17 protein-coding genes are annotated in these 15,260 nt (G+C 62.6%); 11 read left to right on the forward strand and 6 right to left on the reverse strand.

Annotated elements, in window-relative coordinates:
- Nucleotides 1-20 precede the first annotated feature (20 nt).
- Together GSQ73_RS05675 and murA are read left to right on the forward strand one after the other, a co-directional pair.
- A complete protein-coding gene (locus tag GSQ73_RS05675) occupies nucleotides 21-257 on the forward strand; it encodes a BolA/IbaG family iron-sulfur metabolism protein (RefSeq protein WP_158881948.1) in 237 nt (78 codons plus the stop codon).
- 40 nt (nucleotides 258-297) lie between these two features.
- A complete protein-coding gene (gene murA / locus GSQ73_RS05680) occupies nucleotides 298-1,557 on the forward strand; it encodes a UDP-N-acetylglucosamine 1-carboxyvinyltransferase (RefSeq protein ID WP_158881950.1) in 1,260 nt (419 codons plus the stop codon).
- A 76-nt stretch (nucleotides 1,558-1,633) separates the two neighbouring features.
- On the opposite strand, the gene GSQ73_RS05685 is transcribed toward murA, so the two are convergent.
- Genes GSQ73_RS05685 through purM form a run of 3 tightly spaced genes read right to left on the reverse strand, consistent with a single transcriptional unit; the run spans nucleotide 1,634 to nucleotide 4,114 of the window.
- The gene (locus GSQ73_RS05685) at nucleotides 1,634-2,335 is read right to left on the reverse strand and encodes a DUF3108 domain-containing protein (protein WP_158881952.1); all 702 of its coding nucleotides are present in this window, start codon (nucleotides 2,333-2,335) and stop codon (nucleotides 1,634-1,636) included.
- Nucleotides 2,336-2,370: 35 nt separating this feature from the next.
- Complete coding sequence (gene purN, locus GSQ73_RS05690) at nucleotides 2,371-3,042, reverse strand: phosphoribosylglycinamide formyltransferase (protein WP_158881954.1); 672 nt, start codon at nucleotides 3,040-3,042, stop codon at nucleotides 2,371-2,373.
- Nucleotides 3,043-3,070: 28 nt separating this feature from the next.
- Nucleotides 3,071-4,114 (reverse strand): phosphoribosylformylglycinamidine cyclo-ligase, encoded by a 1,044-nt coding sequence (purM, locus tag GSQ73_RS05695; protein WP_158881956.1) that lies wholly within the window; start codon nucleotides 4,112-4,114, stop codon nucleotides 3,071-3,073.
- Between the two features lie 169 nt (nucleotides 4,115-4,283).
- Here purM and GSQ73_RS05700 point away from each other — a divergent pair, with 169 nt between their 5' ends.
- From GSQ73_RS05700 to GSQ73_RS05720, 5 genes are all read left to right on the forward strand, one after another.
- Nucleotides 4,284-5,267, forward strand: coding sequence for a DUF2066 domain-containing protein (locus GSQ73_RS05700; RefSeq protein WP_158881958.1), 984 nt, complete (start codon nucleotides 4,284-4,286; stop codon nucleotides 5,265-5,267).
- 112 nt (nucleotides 5,268-5,379) lie between these two features.
- Nucleotides 5,380-6,549, forward strand: a complete 1,170-nt coding sequence (locus GSQ73_RS05705; RefSeq protein ID WP_158881960.1) for an AI-2E family transporter — start codon at nucleotides 5,380-5,382, stop codon at nucleotides 6,547-6,549.
- Nucleotides 6,546-7,241: a DnaA regulatory inactivator Hda gene (gene hda / locus GSQ73_RS05710; RefSeq protein WP_158881961.1), complete on the forward strand. Its 696-nt coding sequence runs from the start codon at nucleotides 6,546-6,548 to the stop codon at nucleotides 7,239-7,241. Before GSQ73_RS05705 ends, hda begins: the two co-directional genes overlap by 4 nt.
- 84 nt (nucleotides 7,242-7,325) lie before the next feature.
- Nucleotides 7,326-8,654, forward strand: coding sequence for a Tol-Pal system beta propeller repeat protein TolB (gene tolB, locus GSQ73_RS05715; protein WP_158881963.1), 1,329 nt, complete (start codon nucleotides 7,326-7,328; stop codon nucleotides 8,652-8,654).
- Between the two features lie 72 nt (nucleotides 8,655-8,726).
- Complete coding sequence (locus GSQ73_RS05720; protein WP_158881965.1) at nucleotides 8,727-9,302, forward strand: hypothetical protein; 576 nt, start codon at nucleotides 8,727-8,729, stop codon at nucleotides 9,300-9,302.
- On the opposite strand, the gene GSQ73_RS05725 is transcribed toward GSQ73_RS05720, so the two are convergent.
- The gene (locus GSQ73_RS05725) at nucleotides 9,292-10,095 is read right to left on the reverse strand and encodes an inositol monophosphatase family protein (protein ID WP_158881967.1); all 804 of its coding nucleotides are present in this window, start codon (nucleotides 10,093-10,095) and stop codon (nucleotides 9,292-9,294) included. The genes GSQ73_RS05720 and GSQ73_RS05725 overlap by 11 nt on opposite strands.
- Before the next feature lie 136 nt (nucleotides 10,096-10,231).
- Here GSQ73_RS05725 and GSQ73_RS05730 point away from each other — a divergent pair, with 136 nt between their 5' ends.
- A complete protein-coding gene (locus GSQ73_RS05730) occupies nucleotides 10,232-10,996 on the forward strand; it encodes an RNA methyltransferase (RefSeq protein ID WP_158881969.1) in 765 nt (254 codons plus the stop codon).
- Nucleotides 10,997-11,062: 66 nt separating this feature from the next.
- Here the strand turns inward: GSQ73_RS05730 and GSQ73_RS05735 are convergent, their stop codons facing one another.
- On the reverse strand, nucleotides 11,063-12,385 hold the full coding sequence (locus tag GSQ73_RS05735) for a hemolysin family protein (protein ID WP_158882468.1): 1,323 nt from the start codon (nucleotides 12,383-12,385) through the stop codon (nucleotides 11,063-11,065).
- Between the two features lie 130 nt (nucleotides 12,386-12,515).
- On the opposite strand from GSQ73_RS05735, the gene GSQ73_RS05740 reads away from it, so the two are divergent.
- Together GSQ73_RS05740 and GSQ73_RS05745 are read left to right on the forward strand one after the other, a co-directional pair.
- Nucleotides 12,516-13,145, forward strand: coding sequence for a pit accessory protein (locus GSQ73_RS05740; protein WP_158881971.1), 630 nt, complete (start codon nucleotides 12,516-12,518; stop codon nucleotides 13,143-13,145).
- A gap of 89 nt (nucleotides 13,146-13,234) precedes the next feature.
- Entirely contained in the window at nucleotides 13,235-14,350 is a 1,116-nt protein-coding gene (locus tag GSQ73_RS05745) for an inorganic phosphate transporter (RefSeq protein ID WP_158881973.1), read from the forward strand.
- An 18-nt stretch (nucleotides 14,351-14,368) separates the two neighbouring features.
- Here GSQ73_RS05745 and GSQ73_RS05750 read toward each other — a convergent pair whose 3' ends face one another.
- Entirely contained in the window at nucleotides 14,369-14,773 is a 405-nt protein-coding gene (locus GSQ73_RS05750) for a hypothetical protein (protein ID WP_158881975.1), read from the reverse strand.
- A gap of 121 nt (nucleotides 14,774-14,894) precedes the next feature.
- Here GSQ73_RS05750 and GSQ73_RS05755 point away from each other — a divergent pair, with 121 nt between their 5' ends.
- On the forward strand, nucleotides 14,895-15,230 hold the full coding sequence (locus GSQ73_RS05755; RefSeq protein WP_158881977.1) for an MGMT family protein: 336 nt from the start codon (nucleotides 14,895-14,897) through the stop codon (nucleotides 15,228-15,230).
- Nucleotides 15,231-15,260 lie beyond the last annotated feature (30 nt).

Consider the following 15,260-nt stretch of genomic DNA (forward strand, 5'->3'; position numbering starts at 1 on the left):
AGCCCAATGGACTTACTCCGATGGATCCAGCCCGCATCCAGGCATTGATCGAAGACGGCATGCCCGGAGCGCAGGCGGAGGTCAGTGGCGCCGATGGCGTGCATTTCGAGGCCACCGTGGTTGCCAACCAGTTTGCCGGCAAGCTGCCGCTGGCGCGTCATCGGCTCGTGTACGCCACGCTGGGCGACCTGATGGGCGGCGCGATCCACGCCCTGGCACTGAAAACTTTGACCCCCGAGGAAGCGGCGCGCCGGTAATGGCCGCAGCCGACAATCCCGCATTCATTCAAGGACAACGATGGCCAAGATCCTGATCAGCGGCGGTGTGCCGCTTCAAGGCGAAGTAGGTATTTCCGGCGCCAAAAACGCCGTGCTGCCGATTCTCGCCGCCTGTCTGCTCGCCGACGAACCGGTCAGCATCGGCAACGTGCCGCATCTGCACGACGTCACCACGTTCATCGAATTGCTCGGCCAAATGGGCGTGCAACTGGTGCTGGACGATCGCATGAAGATGCACATCGATCCACGAACCACTAATACCTGTGTGGCGCCGTACGATCTGGTGCGCACGATGCGCGCGTCGATCCTCGTATTGGGCCCGCTGGTGGCGCGTTTTGGCCAGGCCGAGGTCTCACTGCCAGGCGGTTGCGCGATCGGTTCGCGTCCGGTCGACCAGCACATCCGCGGTTTGCAGGCACTGGGTGCGGAGATCACCGTCGAGAACGGCTACATCAAGGCCAAGGCCAGCCGGCTCAAGGGTGCGAAGATCGTGATGGACATGGTCACCGTCACCGGCACCGAGAACATCATGATGGCCGCCGCGCTGGCGCAGGGCACCACGGTGATCGAAAACGCCGCGCAGGAACCCGAGGTCGTCGACCTTGCGTATTGCCTGATGGCGATGGGCGCACAGATCGAAGGAGCCGGCACGTCGACCATGATTATTCACGGCGTCGAGCGCCTGCACGGCGCGGAATACGACGTGCTTCCCGACCGTATCGAAACCGGCACCTTCCTGGTCGGTGCGGCGATGACCGGCGGCAAGGTGCGCGCGCGCCATGCCCGTGCCGACACGCTGGATGCGGTATTGGCCAAGCTCGAGGAAGCTGGCGCACACATCTCCACCGGCGACGACTGGATCGAGCTGGACATGCAGGGCCGCCGCCCGAAAGCCGTCAACATCAGCACCGCGCCGTATCCGGCGTTTCCGACCGACATGCAGGCGCAGTTCACCGCGCTCAACTGCATGGCCGAAGGCACCGGCATCATCACAGAAACGGTGTTTGAGAATCGCTTTATGCACGCGCACGAACTGCAGCGACTGGGCGCGGATATCCGCCTTGAAGGCAATACCGCCGTGGTGCAGGGCGTGAAGCAGATGAGCGGCGCGCCGATCATGGCGACCGACTTACGCGCATCGGCGTGCCTGGTGCTGGCAGGTCTGGTGGCGACGGGCGACACCATCGTCGATCGCGTTTATCACATCGATCGCGGCTACGAGAACATTGAGGAAAAGCTCGGCGTGCTGGGAGCGAAGATTCGCCGCTTGCCGAACTGATCCCCCAGAGTCATCAATAAAAAGCCCGGCATTGCCGGGCTTTTTTTATCTGAAGCATTCGATTAGTGGCATCGGATCAGTTGGACTGGAAACTCACCAGCTCCATCGTCAGATCGCCACCTTCGTGCTGCGACAGTTTTACGGGAACCGGATAACGCGTCGGCGCGTACCACGCGCTGAAATCCTGCGCCTTGTCGGTGCGATCGATGCGTTCGGCATTGAAAGTGCCGGCCGCCACCTTGACGATTTCCTTGCCGGTCACCTTGAACTGCTGCGTCTCGATGCCCTGCTTCACGCCCATCGGCAGCACGATCTGCTGCTTGCCATCGCGCAAGGCGATGCCGAGTGCGAGTGCTGCGGTGTTGCGTTCCACCATGCCGGGTATTGCGGCATAGGTGCGCGAACCCTTGTTGTCATCCACGGTGACCTGATTGGTCTTCCAGTCGGCGCTGAGATGACGCTGTTTGTTCTTGCCCATCGCGATCATCTGGTAGTCGTAGCTGATCGCCTCCGGCACGTCACCCTTCCAGCGGAAGCGCGAGGTTTCCTTGGCGCTGGCGCCCATCAGCGCAGCCAGGCCGCCGGTGCCTTTCACGTCCTTGCTGTAGATCCATTCGCCGTTCTCGGCAGCGCGAAGCGTGACAGTCGCCTGACCCATCGGCTGATCACCCTGCAGCACGTTGTACGTGGCGGTGAAAGCCGGCGGCGTGGCGGCGGAAACGGCTTGGGTGAGCAGCAGCAAGCCAATGGTGGAAGCGAGCAGGGGTCGGATAGTCATTCGAAGAGTTTGCCGCCGATGGGCTGAACCGTGCATCACTCCACGGCTTGCAGCTGACCGGCGATTATTGTCAGCGGCGCGTGCAGGGGTTCGCCGTCGAACAATATTCCTCGATCGCTCCATTGAAGCCTTCGTTGCGCCAGCAGCGTCAGCACGGCGGGCAAGAGCTGGTGTTCCAGTGGGAGAAGACGTTGCGCGAGTTGCGACTCGTCGTCATCCGGTTCAACCGCGATGCGCGCCTGCGCGATCACAGGCCCGCCATCCAGTTCGGCGGTGACGAAATGCACGCTGGCACCGTGTTCGCGGTCGCCGGCTTCCAGCGCGCGGCGGTGCGTGTGCAGCCCGCGATATTTGGGCAACAGCGAGGGATGGATGTTGATCATGCGACCGGCCCACGGCGCGAGCACGTCGCCGTCGATGATGCGCATGAAACCGGCGAGCACCAGAACGTCCGCGCCGCTGGCAGCAATGCGATCGAACAGATCGGCATCGAATGATCGGCGATCGGGATAGCTGCGTGGATCGAGCGCCAACGTGGGAATGCCAGCCGCTTCCGCCAGTCGCAACGCGCCTGCCGATGCCTTGTCGCTTCCGACCAACGCGAACTCGACCGGCAGATCGCCGTGTTCCCGCGCGGCCAACAACGCGGCAAGATTGCTGCCGCGGCCGGAGGCGAGCACGGCCACGCGTGGCAAGGAGGTCGTCACTTGAAGCGCTTCGCCGGATCGGCCGCGATTAGCCAATCGCCACGCGTTCGTCGCCCTGCGCGGGCACGATTTCTCCGATCACCGAACTGGACAGCCCGTGTATCGCCAACAGCGCGGTGGCAGCACTCACCGCCGCGCGCGGCAGGATCACCGTGAAGCCGACGCCGCAGTTGAACGTGCGCCACATTTCCTCGCGCGCCACGTTGCCTTCGCGCATCAGCCAGTCGAACACCGGCGGCAGCACGATCGCCGACGCATCCAGCGCGATGCCCAGGCCTTCCGGCACGACGCGGATGATGTTTTCCTTCAGGCCGCCGCCGGTGATGTGCGCCATGCCATGCACGGTCGCGCCCTTGAGCAGATCCAGCATCGCCTTGACGTAGATGGTGGTCGGCGCCATTAGCGCGTCAGCCAGTTTCACGCCGCCGAGATCGAGATCGAGCCCGCCGTTTTCGGCCGTGCAACCGGCGCGTTCGAGAATGCGCCGAACCAGCGAATAGCCGTTTGAATGGGGGCCTGACGAGGCCACACCGAGGATGACGTCGCCCGCGACGATCGCCTCGCCGGTGAGCATCTGCGATTTCTCCACCGCGCCCACGGTGAAGCCGGCCAGGTCGTATTCGCCCGGCGGATACATGTCGGGCATCTCCGCGGTTTCGCCGCCGATCAGCGCACAGCCAGCCAACTCGCAACCCTTCGCGATGCCGCCGACCACGGCGACCGTGGTGTCCACGTCGAGCTTGCCGGTGGCGAAATAGTCGAGGAAGAACAGCGGCTCGGCGCCCTGCACCAGCACGTCGTTGACGCACATGCCGACCAGGTCGATGCCGATGGTGTCGTGGCGGCCGAGAATCTGCGCCAGTTTCAATTTGGTGCCCACGCCATCGGTGCCGGATACCAGCACCGGCTCCTTGTAGCGCCCGCTGAGATCGAACAGGCCGCCGAAACCGCCGAGTCCGCCCATCACTTCCGGCCGGAACGTGCGCTTGACCAGCGGCTTGATGCGTTCGACCACGGCATTGCCGGCATCGATATCCACGCCGGCGGCGCGGTAGGTGAGGGCGTCAGACATGGCGAAGACCGTGGTCGGGATCGGGGGGATGGCGAACGCGCAAGTTTAGCAGCATGTCGATCGGCCACCGCCGCCGCGAATGGCGCCACGCTCGTCGCGCCACGCTTCGATGGACGCTGGGGACGCGATTGGGCAGACTTCCCGCAGCTTCCCCAACGATGTGCTCCCCATGCGCCTGCCTCGCCTGCTGATCGTTTTCCTGTTGCTGGGTTTTGCGGCGTTGCCAAGGGCGTACGCGCAGACGCAGGGTTCGCCGTATTCGGTGATCGTGCCGGTCGCCGACATCAGCGATGCCCAGCGTGATCAGGCGTTCACCACTGCGCTAGGCCAAGTGCTTGCGCGCGTTGCCGGTGGGCAGGACCTGCGGAGCAACGGCGGCTATGGCGATGCGCTCAAGAACGCCGGTTCCATCGTGCAGAAATACCAGTATCAGCGCGCCGCCACCGGCATGACGCTGGCGGTGGATTTCGAGCCGGGCTCGGTGCGCCGTCTGGTTTCGAAACTTGGCGTCGCCAGTGCGGGCATCAAACCGCCGGTGCTGCTAATCGTGCAGCACGACGACGGAAAATTATTCCATCAGCCCGCGCTGACCAGCCTGATGTCCGCCGCGGCCGCGCGCGGCAGCAACGTGGTGTTCCCCGATCCATCGAATGCGCCCGATCCGGTCAAGGTCGCCGCGGCTGATCCGGCCACGTTGGCGGCGATCAATCAGGACTATCACACCGGCCTCATACTGGTAGGCAAGGTGCACGAAGGTAGCGCCGACTGGACGCTGATTTCAGGCGGACAGCAGCAGCACTGGACCAACCAAGGCGCCACCGATGATGCGTTGCTGACCGATGCCGGCAACGGCCTGGTCGATCGCCTCGGCAAACAGCTCAACGTGATCGGCGCCGGCGCCACCGAAGGCAAGTTGTGGGTGAGTGGGCTTGAATCCGCGATGGATTACGCCGCGCTGCTGACGACGCTGCGGGGGGATTCCTCCGTGCAGCTGGTGACCACGATCGGCGCGCAGAACGACAGTGTGCTGTTGGACGTGAAAGCTACGCTGCCGATGAACGGATTGGCCGCGAATCTCGCTGCCGGCGGACGTCTTCTGCTGCAGGGCGAAGCGCACGAAGGTGCCGACGCCAGCCTGCGCTGGCTGCATTGATGGCGCGAGTGCGGCATGTCATGCATCGAATGGATGCCTGCGGCGCGCACATGGAAAATTTCGCAACGCGCTGCCGTGTCATGGAGGCGTTGCCTGCTTGTGGAGTGACGCCATGAATCACGACAGTTCACGCCGCTGGCAAATGCTGGCCATCACCGGCGTCATCATTTTTCTGATCTGGTTACTGGCGCCGGTGCTGATGCCGTTCGCGGTGGCAGCGACGCTCGCCTATCTCGGCGATCCACTCGCCGATCGACTCGAACGCTTTGGCATGAGCCGCAACTGGGCAGCCACGCTGGTGTTTGTCGTGCTGCTGTTGGCTTTCGTCGGCGTGTTGCTTCTGCTGGTGCCATTAATCGCGCGACAGGTGGAAAACCTGATCGACAATCTGCCCAGTTACGGCGACTGGGCACGCGACACGGCGTGGCCATGGCTGCAGGCGAAGCTGCATCTGGATCCGCGCATGTTCGACAGCGCTGCGCTGCTGGCGGCGATCAAGGCGCACATCGCGTCCATCGGCGGCGTCGCGACCGTAGTGATCGGCAAGGTCTCGCGTTCCGGGCTCGGCATCGTTTTGTGGATGACCAACCTCGTGCTGATTCCGGTGGTGGCGTTTTATCTGCTGCGCGACTGGGACCGGCTGGTGGCAAAGATCGACAGCATGCTGCCACGTTCAATCCAGCCGACCATCGCGCATCTCGCGCGCGAATCCGATCTGGTTCTTGGCGCATTCGTGCGCGGGCAGTTGCTGGTGATGCTGGCGCTCGGCATTTTCTACGGCGCCGGGCTTTCGCTGGTCGGGCTGTCGGTCGGCTTGTTGATCGGCATCGTCGCCGGAGTGCTGAGCTTTGTGCCGTACCTCGGTTTCATCATCGGCTTTGGCGCCGCGGTCATCGCGGTGCTGGTGCAGTACGGCGACTGGACGCACTTGCTGATCGTGTGCGGCGTGTTCGTCGTGGGCCAGTTGCTGGAAGGCTACGTACTCGTGCCCAAGCTGGTCGGCGACAAGATCGGCCTGCATCCTGTGGCAGTGATTTTCGCCGTGCTCGCCGGCGGCTCGTTGTTCGGTTTTCTCGGCGTGCTGCTCGCGTTGCCGGCGGCGTCGGTGATCATGGTGCTGCTGCGTTACCTGGTGGAACGCTATCGACTGAGCGACCTCTACACCGAGGAAGGTGAAGACGATCCGGTCATCGCCGAAGTGGATGTCACCGTGCATGCCGACGGCCATGTCGAAACCGAAACCCGGGTCGCCGAACCGAAGGTCGATCCGGCCGCACCATGATTCCGCAGCTTCCGCTCGCTCTGCGCTGGCCACGCCGGCAACGCTTTGAACATTTCCATGCCGGCGCCAACGCGGCTGCCGTTGCCGCAGTCGAGATGCTTGCGACAGATGCAGGCGCGCCATGGGTCTATCTGCACGGTTCGAACGGCAGCGGTCGCAGTCATCTTCTGATCGCCGCGTGCCAGGCGGCCAGCGCTGCAGGCCGTCGCGTGCAGTACTTGCCGCTGGCCAGTTTGAACGATGCCGCCAGCGTGTTGCGCGGCGTGGCCGGCAGTGAATTGCTCGCGCTCGACGACCTCGTCGCCATCGCCGGCCACAACGACGCGGAGCACGCGCTGTTCGATCTCTACAACCGTGCCCGTGCCGAAGGCAGCGCGATGCTGTTCGCCGCTGATGCCACGCCCGCCGAACTCGGCATCAAGCTACCCGACCTGCGCTCGCGCCTCGGCGCGTGCACCCAGTTCGCACTCAAGCCACTCGATGACGACGAACGACGCGCCGTGCTCAAGGCACAAGCGCACGCACGCGGCATCGAACTGGACGACAACGTGCTCGACTGGCTGTTCGCACGTTACGCTCGCGATCTCGGCGCACTGCTCGATCTGCTCGACAAACTCGATGTTGCATCGCTGGCTGCGCAGCGTCGGATCACGATTCCGTTTCTGCGAGAATTCCTGAGCGAACTCGGTTAAATCGCGGTCCCGTTGTCGGCTTCACTACGCAAGCTTCTGAGTTTTCTTCCGGCGAAATATCACTTATTTGCAGGACGCAATGCCATGAACAAGCTCACCTCACGTTTCCTCATCGTTCTGTTGACCTTTGCGGCGTTCTTCGCATCCGCAATCAACGCTCAGCAGTCACTGAAAGTCGACATCGTCGGTGGCGTAAGAACCGCCACGCCGATCGTGGTCGTGCCCTTTGCCGTTTCGGGCAGCTCGCCATTGCCGACTGACATTGCCGATGTCATCCACAACGATTTCAATCGCTCCGGAAAATTTCTTGCGCTCGACAAGGGCAGCATCGTGGAGTCGCCATCGCAGGGCGCCGACATAAAATTTGTCACGTGGCGATTGCTGAAGCAGGACTTCATCGTCGTCGGCCGCATCAAGGATGGTGGCAACGGCATGCTGCAGATCGAGTACGAGTTGTGGGACGTGAACAAGCAGCAAAGCTTGTTGTCGCAGGCCATGCCGCCGGTGCCCGCCGCGAACCTGCGCAATGTCGCCCATCAAATTGCCGACGTCATCTATCAGAAGATCACCGGTGTTCGTGGTGCTTTCTGGACACGGATCGCTTATATCACTGCCGTTGGCCTCGGCAACGACATGACATATTCGTTGGTGGTCGCCGATTCGGATGGCTTCAATCCGCAAGCCGTCGTCAGCCATGCAAAGCAGGCGCTGCTTTCGCCAGCGTGGTCGCCAGACGGCAAAAAGATTGCCTACGTGTCGTTCGAAAGCGGCAACTCGAACATCTACGTGCAGGACCTCGCGACGCATTCGCGCCAGTTGGTGGAGTCGCATCGCAAGGGCATCAACGGCGCGCCAGCATGGTCGCCCGATGGACGAAAGCTGGCGGTGGCGCTTTCATTTTCAGGCAACTTGAACATCTACGTGCTGGACATGGCGAGCCGCCAGGAAACACGGTTGACCAAGGACAATTTTTCCATCAACACGCAGCCTGTGTGGGCGCCGGATGGCCAGAGCGTCTACTTCACGTCGGACCGCTCGGGCAAGACGCAAATCTACCAAGTGCCTGCCAGCGGCGGTACTGCCGCTCGCATCAGTTTTCAGGGCCAGAACAATCAGAGCGCGTCCGTCGGTTACGACGGCAAGCAGCTCGCGATGGTTCAGGGCAACGGTAACGTCTACAAGATTGTCATCGCCGATCAGGGCCTCGGCGGCCAGGTGCACGACGTGTCGCCAGGCCCTTATGACGAATCCCCGAGTTTTGCGCCGAACGCCGACATGCTGCTTTATGCCGCTACGGAAGGTACGCGTGGTGTTCTGTATTCAGTCTCCGCCGATGGCAAGGTTCGTCAGCGGCTGGCTTTGTCCGCCGGCGACGTGCGCGAACCATCCTGGGGTCCGTATCGCGGGCATTGAGCATGAAGTTCTTCAGCGGCTTCCTGCGAGACGTATGCGACCGCTAACGTCATTCGATCAAGAGGCTCGATCATGCTGAAGTGGCTGCTGCTTATCTTCTGCTTCTGGACGTTCCAAGCCATGGCGGCAGGAAACAACGTGTCCACGCCGCCGCCAGCTTATGCCGGCACTTATGCGGTTCTCTTTTGCCAAGGGTCTTGCGGGTCAGCGACCTATCGCAACGGCACGCTGGTGCTGTTCGACCGGCCGCTTCTCGATGAGCATGGCCACACCCGCAGCAAATGGCTTGAGCAGGGGCTCATCAACGGCTGCCTTGCACTCGATCCGTTGCACGGCCCTCCCAGCGCATGGGTTTTTTCTCAAGAGGAGAAGCCGAGGCGCTTTATTGTCTGGTCGGCCGTAGAAGACCATTCGATAAGCTTTGATCTCGACCACGATGTCGATGCCGGCTACCAAGTCAAGTTGCGACTGACCCCATTCAGCTCGAATGGAACGGGCATGTTCTGGGGCGATTTCGCTTTGATGAGTAAGTCTCAGCCGCCACGGCAGGATGCGATCGAGGTGCGTCGCATTGGCGATGCTGATCCGGCACGTTGTCCACACCTGGACATCGATGCGGACGCGATGGACAACGTATTCAAGCCTTGAGCAGTGCCGGCGTCGCCTGTTGCCCGATGGCATCGACCAGTGCCTTCGCCACATTGAGATTGCCGGCGATGACGTTGCCACTGGCGGGGATGCCGTCGCGGCCGGCGAAGTCGCAGTAGCGACCGCCGGCTTCGTGCACGAGCAGGACGCCTGCGGCCATGTCCCACGGCTTCAGGCCAATCTCGAAGTATCCGTCGTAGCGACCGGCGGCGACATAGGCGAGGTCGAGCGCGGCGGAGCCTGAGCGACGGATGTCCTCGGCCTGGCCCAGGATCGCGCGGGTCATGTCGAGCTGCGCGCCGAGATGCTCGCGCTGGCGGAACGGAAAGCCGGTGGCGATCATCGCGCCGCCGAGATTTTCGCGTTTGGTCACGCGCATGCGGCGGTCGTTGATGTACGCGCCGTCACCCTTGCTGGCGGTATACAACTCGTCGCGCAGCGGATCGAACACCACCGCGTGAATCGGCACGCCTTTCTCGAGCAGCGCGATGGACACGCTGAAGTGCGGGATGCCGCGCAGGTAGTTGTGCGTGCCGTCGAGCGGATCGATCACCCAGGTCAACGGGCCCTTGCCGGTCGCGCCGCTTTCCTCGGCGAGGATCGCGTGATCGGGATACGCGCGGCGCAGTTCCTTGATGATTTCCGCTTCGGCCAGCTTGTCGACCTCGGACACAAAATCCATCTGCTGCTTCTCGACGACATTGAGGCCATCGATGCGGTTCATGTAGCGCAGGATCACGTTGCCTGCAGAGCGCGCGGCGCGCGCCGCGATCGTCACGTGGGGTCTGGGCATGGGGTTTCGACTTTGCAAAAGAGCGGGGTTGCGGCCGGCGATTCTAGCAGAGCAGGGCGCCGCAGGCTTTGCGGTGGGCTGCGCGACGCGGCACATCCACTATCCTTGGCAACCACCCATCGACCACCTACTGCGCATGACTGCTGCCACCGACCTCGTCGATCGTTTCCGTTTCGTGCTCGTGCGCACCTCGCATCCGGGCAACATCGGCAGCGCGGCGCGGGCGATTCGCACCATGGGGTTCACGCGCATGGAGCTGGTGACGCCGGCGCAGTTCCCTGATCGTGAAGCGAATGCCCTGGCGGCGGGTGCTGACGATGTGCTGGATGGCGCCGGCGTGCATGACGAACTGGCGAACGCCCTTGCAGGCAGCAGCTTCGCACTGGGTTTGTCGGCGCGTCGTCGCGGTGTGACATTGTCCGAGCTTTCCCCACGCGAAGCGGCTATGCAGGCACTCGCTGCTGCCGCACGCGGCGAGCAGGTGTCGCTATTGTTCGGCAATGAACGCAATGGGCTGGCGAACGAGGAACTGGCGCGATGCCACGCGATGGTGCGCATTCCCAGCGTGGACGATTTCAGCTCGCTCAATCTTTCGCAGGCCGTGCAGGTGATGGCGTACGAACTGCGCGTCGCCATGCTCGGTGAAACACCGGCCGTGCCGTTGCCAACGAATGACGAACCACCGGCCGATGCTGCGCAGATGGAGAAGTTCTACGAGCATCTCGCGATGACGCTCGACGACATCGAATTCCACAAAGGCCGAGCGCCCACCACGATCATGTTGCGCCTGCGCAAATTGTTCCAGCGCGCGCAACCGGACGAACGTGAACTGCGCGTGCTGCACGGCATTCTCGCGGACGCGCAACGCATGGCCGGACTGGCACACCAGAAAGACCTGTAGAAGCGCACCCTGTGCGCGAATGCTTTCGTCATGCAGACGAAGAGCATTCGCGCACAGGGTACGCTCCTACTGTTCGTCGTCGGGTGACTCCACCGAGGGTGCCGGTGTCACCAGCAGTTTGTCGATGCGCGCGCCGTCCAGGTCGACGACTTCGAAACGGATGCCGCGCCACGCGAATACTTCGCCAGCCTGCGGAATGTGGCCGAGTGCGGTCATCACCATGCCGGCAACGGTGCGGAAATCGTGTTCGTCTTCGCCGGGCAATTCACCGAGTTGCAGCAGTTCGCGCAGATCGTCCGTCGGCAGACTGCCGTCGATCAGCCAGCTGCCGTCGGCGCGTTGAACGATGGGTGCATTCTCCTCGCTGCCGCCATGCGCGATCTGACTCGCGCCGACCACCGCAGCCAGCAGATCGTTGACGGTAACCACACCCTCGATGTCGCCGTATTCGTCGACGACCAAGGCGAGTGGCGTCTCGGCATCGCGGAATTCTTCCAGCAGATCGAGCGCGCGCGCGGTGGCCGGAACGAACAGCGGTTTGGACAGGTGATCGAACAATTCGGGCCGGCCTTCGGTAAAACCGTGCAGCATGCGCTTGACTTCGACCACGCCGACCACGTCACTCTCGTCGCCGCGATATACCGGATAGCGCGAGTACGGCGTCTCGCGCAGTACATCGATGTTTTCCTCGCGCGTCGCTGCCATGTCGAGCCAGGCGATGCGCATGCGCGGTGTCATCACGCTGTCCACGGTGCGGTCGCCCAGTCGCAGCACGCGATTTACCATGTTGTGTTCGTCCGGATCGAGCACGCCCTGTTCGGCGCTCTCGGCGACCAGCAGGCGAATCTCTTCTTCCGTCACCACGCCGCTGTTGAGTTGCTTGACTCGGAGCAGGCGCAGAATCATGTTGCTCGACATGTTGACCAACCACACGAACGGCGCGGTGATTCGCGACAGCACCAGCATGGGGATCGCCGCGTAGGTCGAGAACTTTTCCGGAGCGGATAGCGCCAACCGCTTGGGCACCAGTTCGCCGAATACAATCTGGATGTAAGAGATGACCACGAGGCCAAGCACGACCCCGATGCTCCGTGCATACGGCATCAGCCAGGCAAGATGTTCGTCTCGCAAGGCATCGGCAATGTGGCCGGCTAATGCATCACCGGCGATGGCACCGGTGCTCAGCATCACCAGCGTGATGCCGACCTGTATCGTGGAAAGGAAGTGCTCCGGCAATTCGGCGTGGCGCAACGCCAGCGCCGCGCGACGGCTGGTTTTCGCCATCTGCCTGAGCCGGCTCTTGCGTGAAGCGACCAGCGCCATCTCCGACAGCGCAAACAAGCCGTTGCAGAGAGCCAGTACGAAAACGAGCGCGATTTCGGTCAGCATCGCGTCAATGATAGGTGGGCCATGGGTTGCAGTGTAAGGCAGGCGCGCCTTTCGCAGCACGCGCGCAGTGGTGCGAGGCAGCACTGCAGCCTGTAACATGCCCGTCATCTCGCTTCCTAGGCATGCCCGCATGTTTTCACTGCAGACAATTTTCGGCAAAGGCGACAAGTTCTACGGGTTACTTGAACAGAGCGCCGCCACCGTCTGCGAAAGCGCCAAAGCCCTGCACGAAATGCTTTCCAAGCAGAACCATGGCTCGGTGATGGCCGCCTTTACCGCCACGCGCACGCGCGAAAAAAACCTGGCGGCGCAGATCAGCGAAGGCTTGGTGAATACCTTTGTCACCGCGCTGGATCGCGAAGATATCGAGGCACTGAATTCCGCGCTGTACAAGATTCCCAAGACCATCGAGAAGTTTGCCGAGCGCTACGAGATCGTCGCTGCGCGGCTGGACGGTGTGGATTTCGCGCAGCGCGCGCTGGTGCTTGAGCGTTCCAGCGAAGTGGTCGCGGAGATGATCGGCGAGTTGCGTCGCGGTTTGCGCATCGACCCGGTGAAGAAGTTGCAGGATCGCCTGCAGGCGCTGGAATCGGAAGGTGATCGCATGCTGCTCGCCGCTTATCGCACGCTGTATGTCGAAGGCGGCGATGTCATGCGCGCGGTGCTGGCGAAAGACCTGTTCGAGTTGATCGAGAAAGCCATCGACAAGTGCCGCGATGTCGGCAACATCGTCTATTCGATCGTGCTGAAGAATTCCTGAGGCCGCCTCGTGAGCCTGCGCATCCCGTACTGCCCGCACGCCGTGGCGCCGACCGGCCGCGCTCGCCCGATTAGCCTCGGAGCACACACATGAGCCTCGTCATCACCGTCGTGCTAATTGCGCTGATCTTCACGTACATCAACGGTTTCCATGACACTGCCAACTCGATCGCCACCGTGGTCGCGACCAAGGTGTTGAGCCCGGGGCAGGCCGTGTTGCTGGCAGCGGTCACCAACCTTTTCGGCGCGCTGCTCGGCACTGCGGTGGCGGCAACCATTGCCTCGGGATTGATCGATGCCGGCGTGATCGAAGTGGGCTCGCAACTGCTGATCTGCGCGCTGCTCGCGGCGATCGTGTGGAACCTGATTACCTGGTGGCTCGGCCTGCCGTCCAGCTCGAGCCATGCGCTGGTGGGTTCGCTGGTCGGCGCCGCGGTGGCCGCATCGGGCAACAACTTCGCATCGGTGATCTGGCTGCAGGGCGATTGGCTCAAGGGCCACGGCGTGATTCCGAAAGTGATCATTCCGATGGTGCTGTCGCCATTGGCCGGTTTCATCATCAGCTTTGCGTTGATGGGTGCGTTGTACGCGTTGCTTGCGTGGTTCGCTGATCGCCACGGCTGGATGCGTCGCTTCGGCCGCACGCCCTTCGTCAATTCGTTTTTCGGCAAGGCGCAGATTGTTTCCGCGACCGCGATGGGCGTGGCGCACGGCATGAACGACGCGCAAAAGAGCATGGGCATCATCGCGCTGGCATTGGCCGGCGCGACGACCGCGCATCATTTCGATCACCTGCCGGCGTGGCTCGGTTTTTTGCGTGTCGCAGGAAACCCGGCCGGCGGCTTTGCAATTCCGGTATGGGTGAAAGTGGTTTCCGCGCTGACCATGGCCGCGGGTACCGCTGGCGGCGGCTGGCGCATCATCAAGACGCTCGGCCACAAGATGGTCAAGCTGCATCCGATCAACGGCTTCGCTGCGGAGACCAGTTCGGCCGCGGTGATCCTCACCGCATCAGTGTTCGGTATTCCAGTATCGACTACGCACAACGTGTCGGCATCGATCATGGGCGTGGGCGCGGCGAAACGCTTCAATTCGATTCGCTGGTCGGTGGTGGAGCGCATGGTGTGGGCGTGGATTCTGACCCTGCCGATTACCGCGCTGCTGGCGTACGCATTCGTTCGCGGCGCCCAGCTCGTTTCGCCGTAACGTCCGCGAAAAAGTTGCTCAGAGCGCGTCGCCGTCGCTGGCGATCACCTGCTCAAGCTGATCGCCCAGTGCACCGAGCTCGCCGACCAGGCGCTGCAGCTCCGCGTCGTCGAGAATCTCGTACGGACGATTTTCGCAGAGGTGCAGATATGGCGCGCCATCGAGATCCGCCACCGCCAGGAAGCCCGTGCGCTGCTGCCAGTTGAAACGCAGGCATCGGTTCGGATCGGTGCCGGAGAGCGGGCCGATCGGCGTGGAAACACGCAGGTAACGATGACCGGATTCGTCCTCCAGTTCGGCCAGGTAAATGCCCTGGTGCCGACCTTGCGCGACATGCAGGTCGAAACTGATCAGGTACGGATCGTTGTGACGCAGTTCGTACTGGCTGCCGAGGTGGGATCGCACGGCTTCGAAGTGGCGCATGGTGCGGCTTCCTTCGCTTTCGGGGCAATCACTTTGCCACGTCTGCATCGCCACGTCGCGCTGGCGGCGCGCATTGCCGATGACGTATGGTTCCGCGCGACTTCCCATTCGGCTCGTATTGATGAACGACGGACACGATCGCATCTTCGCAGCCATTGCCGCGATCCCGCGCGGCCGTGTCGCCAGCTATGGCGCCATTGCCGCGCGTGCGGGTTTGCCGGGACGCGCGCGTCTCGTCGGCAAACTGCTCGGCGAAGTGCCCGACGGCATGGTGTTGCCCTGGTATCGCGTACTGCGTTCGAGCGGACAAATCGCCTTTATGCCCGGCAGCCGCGGATTTCGCGAACAAACCCGATTGCTGAAGGCCGAAGGTATCGAGGTGAAGAAAGGGCGCGTGGCGCTGTCGCGATTCGGGTTGGACGGGGATCTGGATCATGCGTTGTGGGGCATGCCGTAGGTTTGCCGTGCTCTTTCTCTCTGAGCTTTT

Origin of the sequence: Rhodanobacter sp. L36, from assembly GCF_009765755.1 — a bacterium.
GTDB lineage: Bacteria > Pseudomonadota > Gammaproteobacteria > Xanthomonadales > Rhodanobacteraceae > Rhodanobacter.